The sequence below is a fragment of the Variovorax sp. GW821-FHT10B04 genome (assembly GCF_059415645.1).
Genome location: NZ_JBWKNQ010000016.1, coordinates 25163 through 39180, shown reverse-complemented (window position 1 = coordinate 39180; position 14018 = coordinate 25163). Strand labels below are relative to the sequence as shown.

Here is a 14018-nt window from a genome sequence, read left to right as displayed (position 1 = left end):
GGAGGCTTTCCATGACGATTTCGATGTACGACGTTTCCGTGTCCGTGTTCACCCGCGGACTGGCCCAGCTCTCGCATGTGCTCGACAAGGGCCTGGCCCATGTGAAGGCATCGGAAGCCGAACCGTCGACCCTGGTCCAGGCGCGGCTGGCGCCCGACATGTTGACGCTCGCGGGCCAGGTGCAGCGCGCGAGCGATGCGTCGAAGTTCGGCGTGGCGCGCATCGCGGGCGTTACCGCACCATCCTTTGCCGATACCGAAGCGAGCTTCGAGGAACTGCAGGCACGCATCGCCAGGACGGTGGAGTTCCTGAACGGTGTCGACCGTGGCGCGATCGACGGCCATGAGGACCGCAGCATCCAGCTGAAGGTCGGCGGCCACGAACTCACCCTTGACGCGCAGCGCTACCTGCTGCAGTTCGCGCTGCCGAACTTCTTCTTCCATGTGACGACCGCCTACGACGTGCTGCGCAACGCCGGTGTGCCGGTCGGCAAACTGGACTATCTCGGCCGGTTCTAGGCCAGAAGCCGCGTGTTCCATCCGGCGAGATGGCGCTCGGCGAGTTGGGCCAATGCATCGATCCACGCAGGGCTGTCGTTCAGGCAGGGGATGTAGCGGAAGTCCTTGCCGCCCGCGTGCAGGAAGGCCTCGCGGCCTTCCATCGCGATCTCTTCCAGCGTCTCGAGGCAGTCGGCAGGGAAGCCCGGGCACATCACGTCGACCCGGCCCGTGCCTGCGGCCCCCAGGGCACGCAGCGTCGGTTCGGTGTAGGGCTCCAGCCATTTGGCGCGGCCGAAGCGCGACTGGAAGGTCACGCGGTGCTGTGCCTCCGACAGCCCGAGCCGCGTGGCCAGCAGCCGTGCGGTGGCCAGGCACTGCGACTGGTACGGATCACCGAGCCGGATGTTGCGTTCGGGAATGCCGTGGAAGCTCATCACCAGTTGGTCGGGCTTGCCGTGCTGCTGCCAGTACGTCTCTGCGCTTTGCGCGAGCGCCTCGATGTACGCCGCGTCGTCGTGGTGCTGGTTGACGAAGCGCAGCTCGGGCAGCCGGCGCTGGCGCCGGGTCCAGGTGCCCACCTCGTCGATCACGCTGGCCGTGGTGGTTGCCGAATACTGCGGGTAGGCCTGCAGCACCAGCACGCGTTCGATGCCTTCGGCCTGCAGCGCATCGAGCCGTGCGGCGATCGACGGGTTGGCATAGCGCATCGCGTCGCGCACCGCGACCGTGTGTCCCGCCGCGTGCAGCCGGTCGCTCAACAACTGCGCCTGGCGTGCGCTCCAGACCTTGAGCGGTGACCCTTCCTTCAACCAGATGCTGGCGTACTTGGCCGCGGACTTGGCGGGCCTCACGCGCAGGATGATGCCGTGGAGGATCAGGAGCCAGATGGCGCGCGGGATCTCGACCACGCGCGGGTCGCCCAGGAAATCGGCCAGGTAGGTGCGAACGGCATCGGCGGTCGGCGCATCGGGCGAGCCCAGGTTGCACCAGAGCACGGCGGTGCGGGGCGGGTTGGCGGTCGGGGAGGTGCTGGTGGCCGGAGCCGCAGGCGACCCGCCTGCGTGAAGGTCTTGCAGAGGCATGCGATATTCTCGGGCATGACCCTGGAGACACCGGCCGCCGCCCACGGCGAACCCCTCGACCTCGGCCGCATTGCGGCGATTTCGCTGGACCTCGACGACACCCTGTGGCCGATCTGGCCGACCATCGCGCGTGCCGAGCGCGTGCTGCACGACTGGCTGCTGCGCGAGGCGCCGAAGACGTCCGAACTGCTCGTCACGCCCGGCGTGCTGCGCGAACTCCGCGAGGCCACCGAACGCGAGCGCTCCGACCTCGCGCACGACCTGAGCGCACTGCGCCGCGAGTCGATCCGCGCCGCGCTGAGGCGCACGGGCGAAGACCCGGCGCTGGCCGACCCGGCTTTCGACGTGTTCTTCGCGGAGCGGCAGCGTGTGGTGCTGTACGACGATGCGTTGCCGGCACTCGAATGGCTCAGTGCGCGCTACCCGCTGATCGCGATCTCCAATGGCAATGCCGACCTGAAGCTCACCGGCATCGACCGCTTCTTCCGCACCGCCTTCAGCGCCTACAGCTTCGGCAGCGGCAAGCCGCATGCGCCGATCTTCCACGCCGCCGCGGCATCGATCGGCGTTGCGCCGGAGCAGGTACTGCATGTGGGCGACGACCCGGCGCTCGACGTGGTGGGCGCGCTGGGCGTCGGCATGCAGGCGGCCTGGGTCGTTCGCATGCCGGAGGACGAGCGCACGCCATGGTCCCACGGCGGACGACCGCCGCAACTGATCGTGCCTGACCTGCAGGCGCTGTGCCGGGCGCTGGGCGCCGCCTGATTCAGTCGATCCCGAAGCGTTGGCGCAGGGCCTCGCAGAAGTCGTTCGAACCGCTGAGGGACAGGCCGATGGTGTGGCGCGGCACACCTGCGGCGCCCGGCTCGACGACGAGCGACCGCCGGCCTGTGTCGTAGCGCAGCACGTCGGCCACGCTGTATTCGCGCAGCGATTGCAGATCGCAATCCCAGGCGAAGCCGTCGGCCACCGGCCCGGCGTCGCCGAACGTGGCGTGCGCCCAGCCCAGCACGTCCGAGATCTCCGCATGGACCGCATCGACCTGCGCCGGCCCGACGGATGCGAGCGCATCGAAGGTGCCGAAGGCCGTGTCGTCCTCGCCGTTCTCGCTGTAGTCGAAATCCAGGTAGTTCAGTGTCATGGTCGTGCGGGGTGTCAGTGGCGGCTCGGCGGGACGCTGCGTGCAGCGGCAAGTCCGCTGCGCACCGCGCCTTCGAGCGTGGCGGGGTAGGGCCCGTCGACATAGTCGCCGCAGGCGATCAGGCCCTCGGCGACCTGCATGGCGGGGCGTTGCAGCCCGGGCGTGCAGGCAAAGGTCGCGCGCTTTTCGACGACGGTCTGCAGCACTTCGATGTGTTCGAGGCCCAGCTGCATGCGCGCCTGCCGTACCACGCCGTTTTCCAGTGCTTCGCGCGGCAGCGTGCTCGCGCTGACCACGAAGGCGAGCAGGCCGCGTGTGGCGCCGAGCTGACCCCGGTCGAGCACGAACTGCGCGGGTGCCGTGGCATCGCTGCGCAGCGCGAGCATCGGCGCCGCAAGCCGGCGAGCGCCAGCGGAGACATACACCGTCGCGATGCTTTCATGCCGCAGCGCTTCGGCCGTCCGCAGCCAGTCTTCGGCCTGCGGGAGACCGGCGCCGCGGACCAGCCGCGCAGCGTCCCAGGGCGCGACGGCCAGCACGACGCGATCGGCCTCGATGCCGTCGAGCTGCCAGCCGCCCGCCGAGGCGGCGAGCGACTGAACCCGGTGGCCGAGCCGTACCGTGGCGCCGTGATCGGCCAGCCACCGCAGCGCCGGATCGGGCAGCAACGCGCCCAGGTCGACCCGCGGCAGCAAGAGGTCCGCGCTGCCGCGTCCGGCGAAAAGAGCGTCGTGCAGCACGCGCAGGAAGACTTGCGCGCTGGCCGCCTCGGCCGGCGTGTTCAACGCCGAAACGCACAGGGGTTCGATCAACTCGTGCCGCACGCGCGGTGTGAGCGTGCGGCACAGCGCTTCGACACTCAACGCCGGCGCGCAGCTGAAGCCTTGTCTTCGCCAGCGCAGCGCCGCCAGGATCAGGCGGATCTTGTCGCGCCACGACCAGCCGTGGGCACCCACGATGCCTGCGAGCAGATCCAGGGGCGCCGGCCAATGCGCGGGCACCTGCAGCCCGCCGCCATCCGCGAAGCGCAGCGAGAGTGGCATGCGGTGCAGCACCTGCGCAGGATCGACGCCGATGTCGCGCATCAGTCCCAGGGTAGCGGTGTAGGCGCCGATCAGGATGTGCTGCCCGTTGTCGAGCGGCGTGCCGTCGAGGCCGCCTGTTGCGTCGATCCGCCGTGCGCGACCGCCGGCCGTGCGCGCCGCGTCGAACAAGGTGACCGCGTGGCCGGCACGCGTGGCCTCGATCGCGCATGCAAGCCCGGCCCAGCCGGCGCCGACGATCGCGAGCTTCATTCGGCCGGGGATGCGGCGGCCGGTGGCCGTGACGGGCGGCGGCGCATCGCGCTCGACGACGTCACAGCCGGCCCAGGGCCTGAACGCGCCAGGCGAGCCAGAACTTGCGCACCGGCGTCAGGCTCACGCGCTGGTTCAGCACCTGGAAGCCGTCGCGCTCGATCTCGCGCAGCAGCGTGCGGTAGATGCTGGCCATCATCAGGCCCGGCTTCTGGCTGCGCCGGTCGGCGTCGGGCAGCAGCGCCAGCGCCTCGTCGTAGGCCGCGTGGGCGCGTGCCGCCTGGAACTTCATCAGCGCGAGGAAGCGGTCGGAGCTCACACGGTTCAGCAGTTCGTGGGCCTTGACGTCGAACTGCTGGAGTTCGTTGACCGGCAGGTAGATGCGCCCGCGCAGCGCGTCTTCGCCGACGTCACGGATGATGTTGGTCAGCTGCAGCGCCAGGCCGAGCTTGTGCGCATAGGCCGTGGTCTGCGGCTCGGTCTGGCCGAAGATGCGCGCGGCGACTTCGCCGACCACGCCGGCCACCAGATGGCAGTAGCGCTGCAGCGCATGGAAGTCGAGGTAGCGCGTCTGGTCGAGGTCCATCTGGCAGCCATCGATCACCTGCAGCAATTGAGTGGCTTCGATCCCGAATTCGGCCGCGCAGGGCATCAGCGCCTGCATGACCGGGTGGCGTGGTTGCCCGGCGAAAGCCTGGGCGACCTCGGTGCGCCACCAGGCGAGCTTGGTGGCTGCGACGCCGGGATCGCGCACCTCGTCGACCACATCGTCGATCTCGCGGCAGAACGCGTAGAAGGCGGTGATCGCGGCACGGCGCGGCTTGGGGAGAAACAGAAAGGCGTAATAGAAACTGCTGCCCGAGGCAGCGGCCTTCTCCTGCACGTATTGCTCAGGGTTCATTGCGGGAGTCTGTTTCGCTTCTTCTTCATGCGGGCGATTGTCTCCGCATCCGCAGTGCCCGCCAGGCGAGCACGGGGACGTCGGATTTGCCGATGGTCGGCCGCTGCGAGAAGGTGTCGAAACCGAGCGCCTCGATCTTGTCGAGGATGCGCAGTCCGCCCTGGACGACCAGCCGCAGTTCCCAGCCGGCCCGGCCGGGGAGCCGGCGCACGAGCGGTGCACCTTCGTTCATCAACTGGCGTGCCCATGCGGTCGATTCGGCGATCAGCGCCGTCGCAGCGGCGGCGGGCGCAGGCGATGCCAGCGGACGGAAAGTGGCGAAGTCCTGCCGCGACAAGCCATGTCGAAGGCAATCCGACAGCGCAAAGTAGAAGCGCCCGCGTGGCAGGTCGACGCTCGGGTCCTGCCAGAAGTTGATCAGTTGCAGCGCGCTGCAGATCGCGTCGCTCTGGGCGAGCGACTGCGCATCGGTCACGCCGTACAGGTGCAGCAGCAGCCGGCCGACCGGGTTGGCCGATCGGCGGCAGTAGCTCAGCAAGGCGTCGCGATCGCGCCAGGTCGCGGCATCGACGTCGCCTGACTGGAAGGCCGCGTCGCGCGCAACGTCTTCCGTGAAGGCGTCCAGCAGTGCGGACAGCTCGCCGCCCGGTAAATGGAATAGCTCGATCGCGGCGCGCAGCGGCAGAAACACGGCGGCCCAGCGCAGCGAAGGCTGCTGACCGCCGAGCACGGCCGACAGGTCACGGCGGTAGGCGTGCAGATCGGCGAGCCGTGCTTCGGGCGTGGCGTCGCCTTCGTCGGCCAGGTCGTCGGCCGTGCGGGCGAAGTGGTAGATCGCCGCGATCGGCGGCCGGAGGCGTGGGGGGCAGAGCCAGGACGCGACAGGGAAGTTTTCGTAGTGCGTCGGCGACGGCGCTGCGATGGGCGTGGGAACCGAGGAGGAGGGAGAGGGGGTTGGCACGCCGCGGATTGTCCCGCACGTGGGCGGACGCGCCGTCTGTCGGCGCAGACCACCTTCGTGCGTCGGCGCGCTGCGCGGCGTTGACAGTTTTTGGCGTTTACCCTAGATTACTAACCGTCCGGTCATTAGTGGCCCGTCTGTTCCGTTCAAGGTGATTCATGACCGTGTCTCTTCCGCCTCCCCGCTTTTCATCCCATCGCAGCGCTTTTCTGCTGGTGGCCGCTGCCGTTGCGCTCGCAGGCTGTTCGCGCCCCGCGCCGCCTGAAGAGCCGCTGCGGTCGGTCAAGGTGGTGACGGTCGGCAACGGCAGTTTCAATACCGAGCCCGAGTTTTCGGCCGAAGTGCGGGCTCGCGTGGAGTCGCGCGTCGGCTTCCGCGTGGCCGGCAAGATCACGCGCCGCCAGGCCGAACTCGGTCAGCATGTGCAGGCCGGCCAGGTGCTGGCGCAGATCGATCCGCAGGACTATCGACTGGCTGCCGACGCTGCCCGCGCGCAACAGGCCTCGGCGCAGACCAACCGCGACCTCGCCTCGGCCGATCTGAAGCGCTATCGCGAGCTGCGCGACCAGAACTTCATCAGCGGCGCCGAGCTGGAGCGACGCGAAAGTACTTTCAAGGCTGCGCAGGCGCAGTTCGAACAGGCGCAGGCGCAATTGGCGTCGCAGGGCAACCAGACGAGCTACACCACGCTGATGGCGGATGCGCCCGGCGTCATCACGGCGATCGAGGCCGAACCCGGCCAGTTCGTGTCGGCGGGTACGCCGGTCGTGCGGATCGCGCAGGACGGCTCGCGCGACGTCGTGTTCGCCGTGCCGGAGGACCGCGCTGCGCTGATCACGGTGGGTTCGCCGGTGACGGTGCGGGGTTGGTCTGGCGGCGCCGAACTCGAGGGCAAGGTGCGAGAGGTCGCGGCCAGCGCGGACGCGGTGACGCGCACCTTCACGGTCAAGGTCGCCATCGACGCGGCCACCGCGCCGTCGCTCGGCTCCACGGTCTATGCGCGGCCACAGGCGCTCTCGCGCGGCGGCGCGCCGGTGCTCAAGCTGCCGACCAGCGCGTTGCGCCAGGAAGGACAGGGCAGTGCGGTCTGGGTGCTCGACAAGGCAACGATGACCGTCCGTTCGCAGCCGGTACAGGTCGCGACGGCGGACGGCAACGATGCGGTGATTGCCGGCGGAATTTCGCCCGGCATGCTGGTGGTGACGGCGGGCGTGCACGTGTTGTCGCCGGGCCAGAAGGTCACGATCTACCAGGACCGCAATGCGCCGGCCGCATCTGCCGCGCCTGCTGCCGCTGCCGCGCCGGCGGCCCCCGCGGCTTCCGCTGCCAGCCGCTGAGGTCGCACCGATGACGACCCCGAAAGAAGCGACCGGCAAGGCCGGCTTCAACCTGTCCAAGTGGGCGCTCGACCACGCGGCGCTCACGCGCTACCTGATGCTGGTCCTGATGGTGCTGGGCTTCGCGGCCTACTTCCAATTGGGCCAGGACGAGGATCCGCCCTTCACCTTCCGCGTCATGGTGGTGCGCACCTACTGGCCCGGCGCGACCGCGCAGCAGGTGGCCGAGCAGGTCACCGACAAGCTCGAACGCACGCTGCAGGAGGCGCCGTACGCTTACCGGATCCGCAGCTACTCGAAGCCCGGCGAGTCGCAGATCATCTTCGAGATCAAGGACTCGTCGAAGGCTTCCGAAGTGCCGAACGTCTGGTACACGGTGCGCAAGAAGATCGGCGACATGCGCAACACGCTGCCGACCGGCGTCCAGGGACCGTTCTTCAACGACGAGTTCGGCGACGTCTATGGCGTGATCTATGCGCTCGAGAGCGAAGGCTTCAGCCAGGCCGAGCTCAAGACTTTTGCGGACGACGTGCGCCAGCGCCTGTTGCGCGTGAAGGACGTGGCCAAGGTCGAGCAGTTCGGCGTGCAGGACGAGAAGGTCTACATCGAGGTGTCGCAGAAGCGGGTGGCGCAGCTCGGCCTCGACTTCAACGCGGTGCTGCAGCAGATCGGCGCGCAGAACGCGATCGAAAGCGCGGGCACGATCCAGTCGCCTCTCGACGTCGTGCAGGTGCGCGTCGCGGGTCAGTTCACCAACGTCGACCAACTGCGCGAGATGCCGATCCGCGGCAGTTCGGGCAACCAGTTGCGGCTGGGCGACATCGCGGACATCCACCGGGGCTACATCGACCCGCCGTCGGTCAAGGTGCACTTCCAGGGCCACGAGGTGGTTGCGCTGGGCATCTCGATGGCCAAGGGCGGCGACATCATTGCGCTCGGCAAGGCGCTCAAGGCGGCGACCGCCGAGATCGACAAGCAATTGCCCGCGGGCGTGAAGCTGGCGCAGGTGCAGGACCAGCCGGTGTCCGTGGCCACGTCGGTGAACGAGTTCGTGCACGTGCTGATCGAGGCGGTGGCGATCGTGCTGGCGGTGAGCTTCATCGCGCTCGGGCTGCACAAGGGCGGTCGGCTGGGATGGCACATCGACATCCGGCCGGGGCTGGTGGTCGCGATCACGATCCCGCTGGTGCTGGCCGTGACCTTCCTGGCGATGAACTACTTCGGCATCGGGCTGCACAAGGTGTCGCTCGGCTCGCTGATCATCGCGCTGGGGCTGCTGGTCGACGACGCGATCATCGCGGTCGAGATGATGGTGCGGAAGATGGAGGAGGGCTACGACAAGGTCAGCGCCGCGACCTATGCCTACGACGTCACGGCCAAGCCGATGCTGACCGGCACGCTGATCACGGCCGCCGGCTTCCTGCCGATCGGCATCGCGAAGTCGGTGACCGGCGAGTACACCTTCGCGATCTTCGCGGTGACGGGCATCGCGCTGCTGCTGAGCTGGATCGTTTCGGTCTACTTCGTGCCCTACCTCGGCACGCTGCTGTTGAAGGTGAAGGCACACGACCCTGATGCGCCGCCGCACGAGCTTTTCGACTCGGCGTTCTACAACGGCTTTCGCCGTGTGGTGAACTGGTGCGTGCGTTTCCGCTGGTTGACCATCGGCGCCACCATCGCGATCTTCGCGCTCGGCATCGTGGGCATGGGCAAGGTGCAGCAGCAGTTCTTCCCCGATTCGAGCCGGCCCGAGATCCTGGTCGAGCTCTGGCTGCCTGAAGGCACGTCCTTTGCGGCCAACGAAGAGATCAGCAAGCGTGTCGAGCAGCGCTTCATGAAGGAGTCGGGCGTCGATTCGGTCACGAGCTGGATCGGTTCCGGCGTGCCGCGCTTCTATCTGCCGCTCGATCAGGTGTTTCCGCAGAGCAACGTGTCGCAGATGATCGTGCTTGCCAAGGATCTGCACCAGCGCGAGCTTCTGCGGATGCGCTTTCCGGCCATCCTCGCGCAGGAGTTCCCGGAAATGCGTGGCCGCGTGAAGCTGCTGCCGAACGGCCCGCCGGTCGCCTATCCGGTGCAGTTCCGCGTGATCGGCACCGACCCGGCGCAACTGCGCCAGCGCGCCGACGAGATCAAGGCGGTGATGCGCGACAACGCCAACATGCGCGGCGTGAACGACAACTGGAACGAGTCGGTCAAGGTGATCCGCCTGGAAGTCGACCAGGCCAAGGCGCGTGCGCTGGGCGTGACCAGCCAGGCGATCGCGCAGGCATCGAAGACGATGTTCAGCGGCACGACGGTCGGCCAGTACCGCGAGAACGATCGGCTGATCGACATCGTGCTGCGCCAGTCGCCCGATGAGCGGACGGCGATCTCCGATCTCGGCAACGCCTATCTGCAGACCAGCTCCGGGCGTTCGATCCCGCTGTCGCAAATCGCCAAGCCGGTCTTCACCTGGGAGCCAGGCGTGATGTGGCGGCAGAACCGCGAATACACGATCACCGTGCAGGGCGACATCGTCGAAGGCCTGCAAGGTGCGACGGTGACGCAGGAGCTGGAGCCCAAGCTGCGCGCGATCGAAGCCAAGTGGCATGCCGACGGCCAGAACGCCTATCGGATCGAGGTCGCCGGTGCGGTCGAGGAAAGCAGCAAGGGATCGGATTCGATCGTGGCCGGCGTGCCGATCATGCTGTTCGTGGTGTTCACGCTGCTCATGCTGCAACTGCACAGCTTCAGCCGTGCGCTGCTGGTGTTCATCACCGGTCCGTTGGGGATTGCGGGCGTCGCCGCGGCATTGCTGGTCCTCGACCGGCCCTTCGGCTTCGTCGCGCTGCTCGGCGTGATCGCCTTGATGGGGATGATCCAGCGCAACTCCGTGATCCTGATCGACCAGATCGAGACAGACCGCGCGGCTGGCGTGCCGGCCTGGGACGCGATCGTCGAGTCGGCCGTGCGCCGGCTGCGGCCGATCGTGCTGACGGCGGCTGCCGCGGTGCTCGCGATGATTCCGCTGTCGCGCAGCGTCTTCTGGGGGCCGATGGCGGTCGCCATCATGGGTGGCCTGATCGTGGCCACGGTGCTGACCTTGCTGGCGCTGCCGGCGATGTATGCCGCAGCTTTCAGGGTTCGGCGCGACGAGAAGGCGGCCTAGACTGAGCTAAAATGCCCGGTTGCCGATTTCAAGCGGGTGGTCTGCATTCAGGGGCCGCCCGTTTTTGCATCTTATTCACCTGAAGCGCGGGTGGCGAAATTGGTAGACGCACCAGGTTTAGGTCCTGACGTTCGCAAGAACGTGCCGGTTCGAGTCCGGCCCCGCGCACCAGAATCCCTCTAGGAAGACAGATATGACCGTGAACGTTGAAACTCTCGAGAAGCTCGAACGCAAGATCACGCTGACCCTTCCGGTCGGCACCATCCAGTCCGAAGTGGAGTCGCGCCTCAAGAAACTGGCGCGTACCGTGAAGATGGACGGTTTCCGTCCTGGCAAGGTGCCGATGAACGTGGTGGCCCAGCGCTATGGCTACTCGGTCCAGTTCGAAGTCATGAACGACAAGGTCGGCGAAGCCTTCTCGCAAGCCGCCAATGAAGCCAAGCTGCGTGTGGCCGGCCAGCCCCGCATCACCGAGAAGGAAGAGTCTGCCGAAGGCACGCTCGCTTTCGACGCGGTCTTCGAAGTGTTCCCCGAAGTCAAGATCAACGACCTGTCCGCCGCGGAAGTCGACAAGCTCAGCGCCGAAGTCGGCGATGACGCGATCGAGAAGACGCTCGACATCCTGCGCAAGCAACGCCGCACCTTTGCACAACGCTCGCTGGAATCGCAAGTGGCCGACGATGACCGCGTGACGGTCGACTTCGAAGGCAAGATCGATGGCGAAACCTTCCAGGGCGGCAAGGCCGAGGACTTCCAGTTCATCGTCGGCGAAGGCCAGATGCTCAAGGAATTCGAAGACGCCGTGCGCGGCCTGAAGTCCGGCGACAGCCGCACCTTCCCGTTGTCGTTCCCCGAGGACTACCACGGCAAGGACGTGGCCGGCAAGCAGGCCGACTTCATGGTCACCGTGAAGAAGATCGAGTCGTCCAATCTGCCTGAAGTCAACGAGCAACTGGCCAAGTCGCTCGGCATCGCCGAAGGCACGGTTGAAGGCCTGCGTGCCGACATCAAGCGCAACCTCGAGCGCGAAGTCAAGTTCCGCCTGCTGGCGCGCAACAAGAACGCCGTGATGGATGCCCTGATCGCCAACGCCGAACTCGATCTGCCGAACGCCAGCGTGCAATCCGAAGTCGCCCGCATGGTCGAAGGCGCGCGCGCCGAGCTCAAGCAGCGCGGCATCAAGGACGCCGACAAGGCACCGATCCCCGAGGAAGTGTTCCGTCCGCAAGCCGAGCGCCGCGTGCGCCTGGGTCTCGTCGTGGCCGAACTGGTCCGCGCCAACGACCTGCAAGCCAAGCCGGAACAGATCAAGGCCCACGTGGACGAACTTGCCGCCAGCTACGAAAAGCCGGCTGACGTGGTTCGTTGGTACTTCAGCGACAACAACCGCCTGGCCGAAGTCGAAGCCGTCGTCATCGAGAACAACGTGACCGACTTCGTGCTGGCGAAGGCCAAGGTCAATGACAAGTCGGTGACCTTCGACGAGTTGATGGCTCAGCAGAACTGATGGCCCGTCGCGCCGGTGGGGCTTGCAGCCACTGGCACCATCCCCATCTGATTCTTCGTCGGGACGTCCCGGCGAAGGTCAAGCACTGAACGGAGCTATTCATGAGCGCACAGGACATCCAGGGTCTCGGCATGGTGCCGATGGTGATCGAGCAATCCGGCCGCGGCGAGCGGTCGTATGACATCTATTCGCGTCTGCTCAAGGAGCGCGTGATTTTTCTGGTGGGCGAGGTCAACGATCAAACAGCCAACCTGGTGGTGGCACAGCTGTTGTTCCTCGAGAGCGAGAACCCGGACAAGGACATCTCGTTCTATATCAATTCCCCAGGCGGCAGCGTGAGCGCCGGCATGGCGATCTACGACACGATGCAGTTCATCAAGCCGGCCGTGTCGACGCTGTGCATCGGCTTCGCCGCCAGCATGGGCGCATTCCTGCTGGCGGCCGGTGAGAAGGGCAAGCGCTTCTCTCTGCCGAACTCGAAGGTCATGATCCATCAAGTGCTCGGTGGCGCACGTGGCCAGGCGACGGATATCGAAATCCATGCGCGCGACATCCTGCGCACGAAGGACCAGATGAACCGCATCCTGGCCGAGCGCACGGGGCAGCCGCTGGAAAAGGTTCAGCGCGACACCGAGCGCGATTACTTCCTGACGGCCGATGAAGCCAAGGACTACGGTCTGATCGATCAGGTCATTTCTAAGCGCGGTTGATGGCTTCCTGGCGCTCGGCGCCGGGTGTGTCAAAAAAGAGCGGCGTTTTCCACACGGAGAACGCCGTTTTTGTTTCGCTATCATTGTTGAATCCCAGTTACAAGGCACCTGCCCATGGCCGAGAAAAAAGGCTCTTCCAGCGAAAAAACGCTTTACTGCTCGTTCTGCGGGAAGAGCCAGCATGAGGTCAAGAAGCTGATCGCCGGCCCGTCGGTGTTCATCTGCGACGAGTGCATCGACCTCTGCAACGAAATCATCCGTGACGAACTGCCCGTGGGCGACGAGGTGCGCGAGGCCCGCAGCGACCTGCCGACGCCGCTTGAAATCAAGACCAACCTCGACAACTACGTGATCGGCCAGGAGCCGGCGAAGCGCATGCTGTCGGTCGCGGTCTACAACCATTACAAGCGCCTCCGCCACAAGGAAAAGGCCAAGGGCGACGATGTCGAGCTCAGCAAGAGCAACATCCTGTTGATCGGCCCGACCGGCTCGGGCAAGACGCTGCTGGCCCAGACGCTCGCGCGCATGCTGGACGTTCCTTTCGTGATGGCCGATGCGACGACGTTGACCGAGGCCGGCTATGTCGGTGAAGACGTCGAGAACATCATCCAGAAGCTGCTGCAGAGCTGCAACTACGAGGTGGAGCGCGCTCAGCGCGGCATCGTCTACATCGACGAGATCGACAAGATCTCGCGCAAGTCCGACAACCCGTCGATCACGCGCGACGTGTCCGGCGAGGGCGTGCAGCAGGCATTGCTGAAGCTGATCGAAGGCACGATGGCCAGCGTACCGCCGCAGGGCGGCCGCAAGCACCCGAACCAGGACTTCCTGCAGATCGACACGACCAATATCCTGTTCATCTGCGGTGGCGCATTCGCGGGGCTCGAGAAGGTCATCGAGAACCGCACCGAAGCCTCCGGCATCGGTTTCGGCGCATCGGTCAAGAGCAAGCAGCAGCGCAGCATCACCGAGGTGTTCCGCGACGTGGAGCCCGAAGACCTGATCAAGTTCGGCCTGATCCCTGAACTGGTTGGCCGCATGCCGGTGGTCGCCTCGCTGGCCGAGCTCAGCGAAGACGCGCTGGTGCGCATCCTGACCGAGCCGAAGAACGCGGTCGTGAAGCAGTTCACCAAGCTGCTGCAGATGGAAGGCGTCGATCTCGAAATCCGCCCGGCGGCGCTCAAGGCCATCGCGCGCAAGGCGCTGGCTCGCAAGACGGGTGCGCGCGGCTTGCGGTCGATCCTGGAGCAATCGCTGATCGACACGATGTTCGAGCTGCCGAATGCGGCAAACGTCGACAAGGTCGTGGTGGAAGAGTCGACCATCGACGAGAACAAGCCGCCGCTGCTGGTCTATCGCGAGGCGGCCAAGAAGGCGTAAGGCGCCAATGGCCCCACGGGCTGTCGCTATTCTTTTTGACCTTTCTGGCGGTG

Annotated in this window: 12 protein-coding genes and 1 tRNA gene; 8 read left to right on the top strand and 5 right to left on the bottom strand. The window is 66.4% G+C overall.

Annotation, left to right across the window (positions count from 1 at the left end; genetic code table 11):
• Positions 1-11 precede the first annotated feature (11 nt).
• On the top strand, positions 12-518 hold the full coding sequence (locus AC07PZ_RS28690; RefSeq protein WP_495298576.1) for a DUF1993 domain-containing protein: 507 nt from the start codon (positions 12-14) through the stop codon (positions 516-518).
• Here the strand turns inward: AC07PZ_RS28690 and hemH are convergent.
• The gene (hemH, locus tag AC07PZ_RS28685; RefSeq protein WP_495298575.1) at positions 515-1582 is read right to left on the bottom strand and encodes a ferrochelatase; all 1068 of its coding nucleotides are present in this window, start codon (positions 1580-1582) and stop codon (positions 515-517) included. The genes AC07PZ_RS28690 and hemH overlap by 4 nt on opposite strands.
• A 15-nt stretch (positions 1583-1597) precedes the next feature.
• Between hemH and AC07PZ_RS28680 the strand changes: the two genes are divergently transcribed.
• Positions 1598-2347 (top strand): HAD family hydrolase, encoded by a 750-nt coding sequence (locus AC07PZ_RS28680; RefSeq protein ID WP_495298574.1) that lies wholly within the window; start codon positions 1598-1600, stop codon positions 2345-2347.
• A 1-nt stretch (position 2348) separates the two neighbouring features.
• On the opposite strand, the gene AC07PZ_RS28675 is transcribed toward AC07PZ_RS28680, so the two are convergent.
• The 4 genes from AC07PZ_RS28675 to hpnC all read right to left on the bottom strand — a co-directional run bounded on the left by AC07PZ_RS28675 (position 2349) and on the right by hpnC (position 5889).
• Entirely contained in the window at positions 2349-2723 is a 375-nt protein-coding gene (locus AC07PZ_RS28675) for a hypothetical protein (protein ID WP_495298573.1), read from the bottom strand.
• 14 nt (positions 2724-2737) lie between these two features.
• Positions 2738-4018, bottom strand: coding sequence for a hydroxysqualene dehydroxylase HpnE (gene hpnE / locus AC07PZ_RS28670; protein ID WP_495298572.1), 1281 nt, complete (start codon positions 4016-4018; stop codon positions 2738-2740).
• A gap of 61 nt (positions 4019-4079) precedes the next feature.
• Complete coding sequence (gene hpnD / locus AC07PZ_RS28665; RefSeq protein ID WP_495298571.1) at positions 4080-4919, bottom strand: presqualene diphosphate synthase HpnD; 840 nt, start codon at positions 4917-4919, stop codon at positions 4080-4082.
• A 25-nt stretch (positions 4920-4944) separates the two neighbouring features.
• Positions 4945-5889 (bottom strand): squalene synthase HpnC, encoded by a 945-nt coding sequence (gene hpnC, locus AC07PZ_RS28660; protein ID WP_495298684.1) that lies wholly within the window; start codon positions 5887-5889, stop codon positions 4945-4947.
• Between the two features lie 149 nt (positions 5890-6038).
• Here hpnC and AC07PZ_RS28655 point away from each other — a divergent pair, with 149 nt between their 5' ends.
• The 6 genes from AC07PZ_RS28655 (at position 6039) to clpX (ending at position 13965) form a co-directional block, all read left to right on the top strand.
• The gene (locus AC07PZ_RS28655; RefSeq protein ID WP_495298570.1) at positions 6039-7217 is read left to right on the top strand and encodes an efflux RND transporter periplasmic adaptor subunit; all 1179 of its coding nucleotides are present in this window, start codon (positions 6039-6041) and stop codon (positions 7215-7217) included.
• A 10-nt stretch (positions 7218-7227) separates the two neighbouring features.
• Entirely contained in the window at positions 7228-10368 is a 3141-nt protein-coding gene (locus AC07PZ_RS28650) for an efflux RND transporter permease subunit (RefSeq protein ID WP_495298569.1), read from the top strand.
• A gap of 84 nt (positions 10369-10452) precedes the next feature.
• Positions 10453-10539: transfer RNA gene (locus tag AC07PZ_RS28645), tRNA-Leu, on the top strand.
• A 22-nt stretch (positions 10540-10561) separates the two neighbouring features.
• Positions 10562-11875 carry a trigger factor gene (gene tig, locus AC07PZ_RS28640; protein ID WP_495298568.1) on the top strand — a complete coding sequence of 438 codons (1314 nt, stop codon included), beginning with the start codon at positions 10562-10564 and terminating at the stop codon, positions 11873-11875.
• 101 nt (positions 11876-11976) lie between these two features.
• Positions 11977-12585: an ATP-dependent Clp endopeptidase proteolytic subunit ClpP gene (gene clpP / locus AC07PZ_RS28635; RefSeq protein ID WP_495298567.1), complete on the top strand. Its 609-nt coding sequence runs from the start codon at positions 11977-11979 to the stop codon at positions 12583-12585.
• A gap of 114 nt (positions 12586-12699) precedes the next feature.
• A complete protein-coding gene (clpX, locus tag AC07PZ_RS28630) occupies positions 12700-13965 on the top strand; it encodes an ATP-dependent Clp protease ATP-binding subunit ClpX (protein ID WP_495298566.1) in 1266 nt (421 codons plus the stop codon).
• Positions 13966-14018 lie beyond the last annotated feature (53 nt).

Excerpts from the sequence above, each read along its gene's own strand:
- AC07PZ_RS28690 (WP_495298576.1), top strand. The coding sequence starts at position 12 with ATGACGATTTCGATGTACGACGTTTCCGTGTCCGTGTTCACCCGCGGA.
- hemH (WP_495298575.1), bottom strand. The coding sequence starts at position 1,582 with ATGCCTCTGCAAGACCTTCACGCAGGCGGGTCGCCTGCGGCTCCGGCC.
- AC07PZ_RS28680 (WP_495298574.1), top strand. The coding sequence starts at position 1,598 with ATGACCCTGGAGACACCGGCCGCCGCCCACGGCGAACCCCTCGACCTC.
- AC07PZ_RS28675 (WP_495298573.1), bottom strand. The coding sequence starts at position 2,723 with ATGACACTGAACTACCTGGATTTCGACTACAGCGAGAACGGCGAGGAC.
- hpnE (WP_495298572.1), bottom strand. The coding sequence starts at position 4,018 with ATGAAGCTCGCGATCGTCGGCGCCGGCTGGGCCGGGCTTGCATGCGCG.
- hpnD (WP_495298571.1), bottom strand. The coding sequence starts at position 4,919 with ATGAACCCTGAGCAATACGTGCAGGAGAAGGCCGCTGCCTCGGGCAGC.
- AC07PZ_RS28655 (WP_495298570.1), top strand. The coding sequence starts at position 6,039 with ATGACCGTGTCTCTTCCGCCTCCCCGCTTTTCATCCCATCGCAGCGCT.
- AC07PZ_RS28650 (WP_495298569.1), top strand. The coding sequence starts at position 7,228 with ATGACGACCCCGAAAGAAGCGACCGGCAAGGCCGGCTTCAACCTGTCC.
- tig (WP_495298568.1), top strand. The coding sequence starts at position 10,562 with ATGACCGTGAACGTTGAAACTCTCGAGAAGCTCGAACGCAAGATCACG.
- clpP (WP_495298567.1), top strand. The coding sequence starts at position 11,977 with ATGAGCGCACAGGACATCCAGGGTCTCGGCATGGTGCCGATGGTGATC.
- clpX (WP_495298566.1), top strand. The coding sequence starts at position 12,700 with ATGGCCGAGAAAAAAGGCTCTTCCAGCGAAAAAACGCTTTACTGCTCG.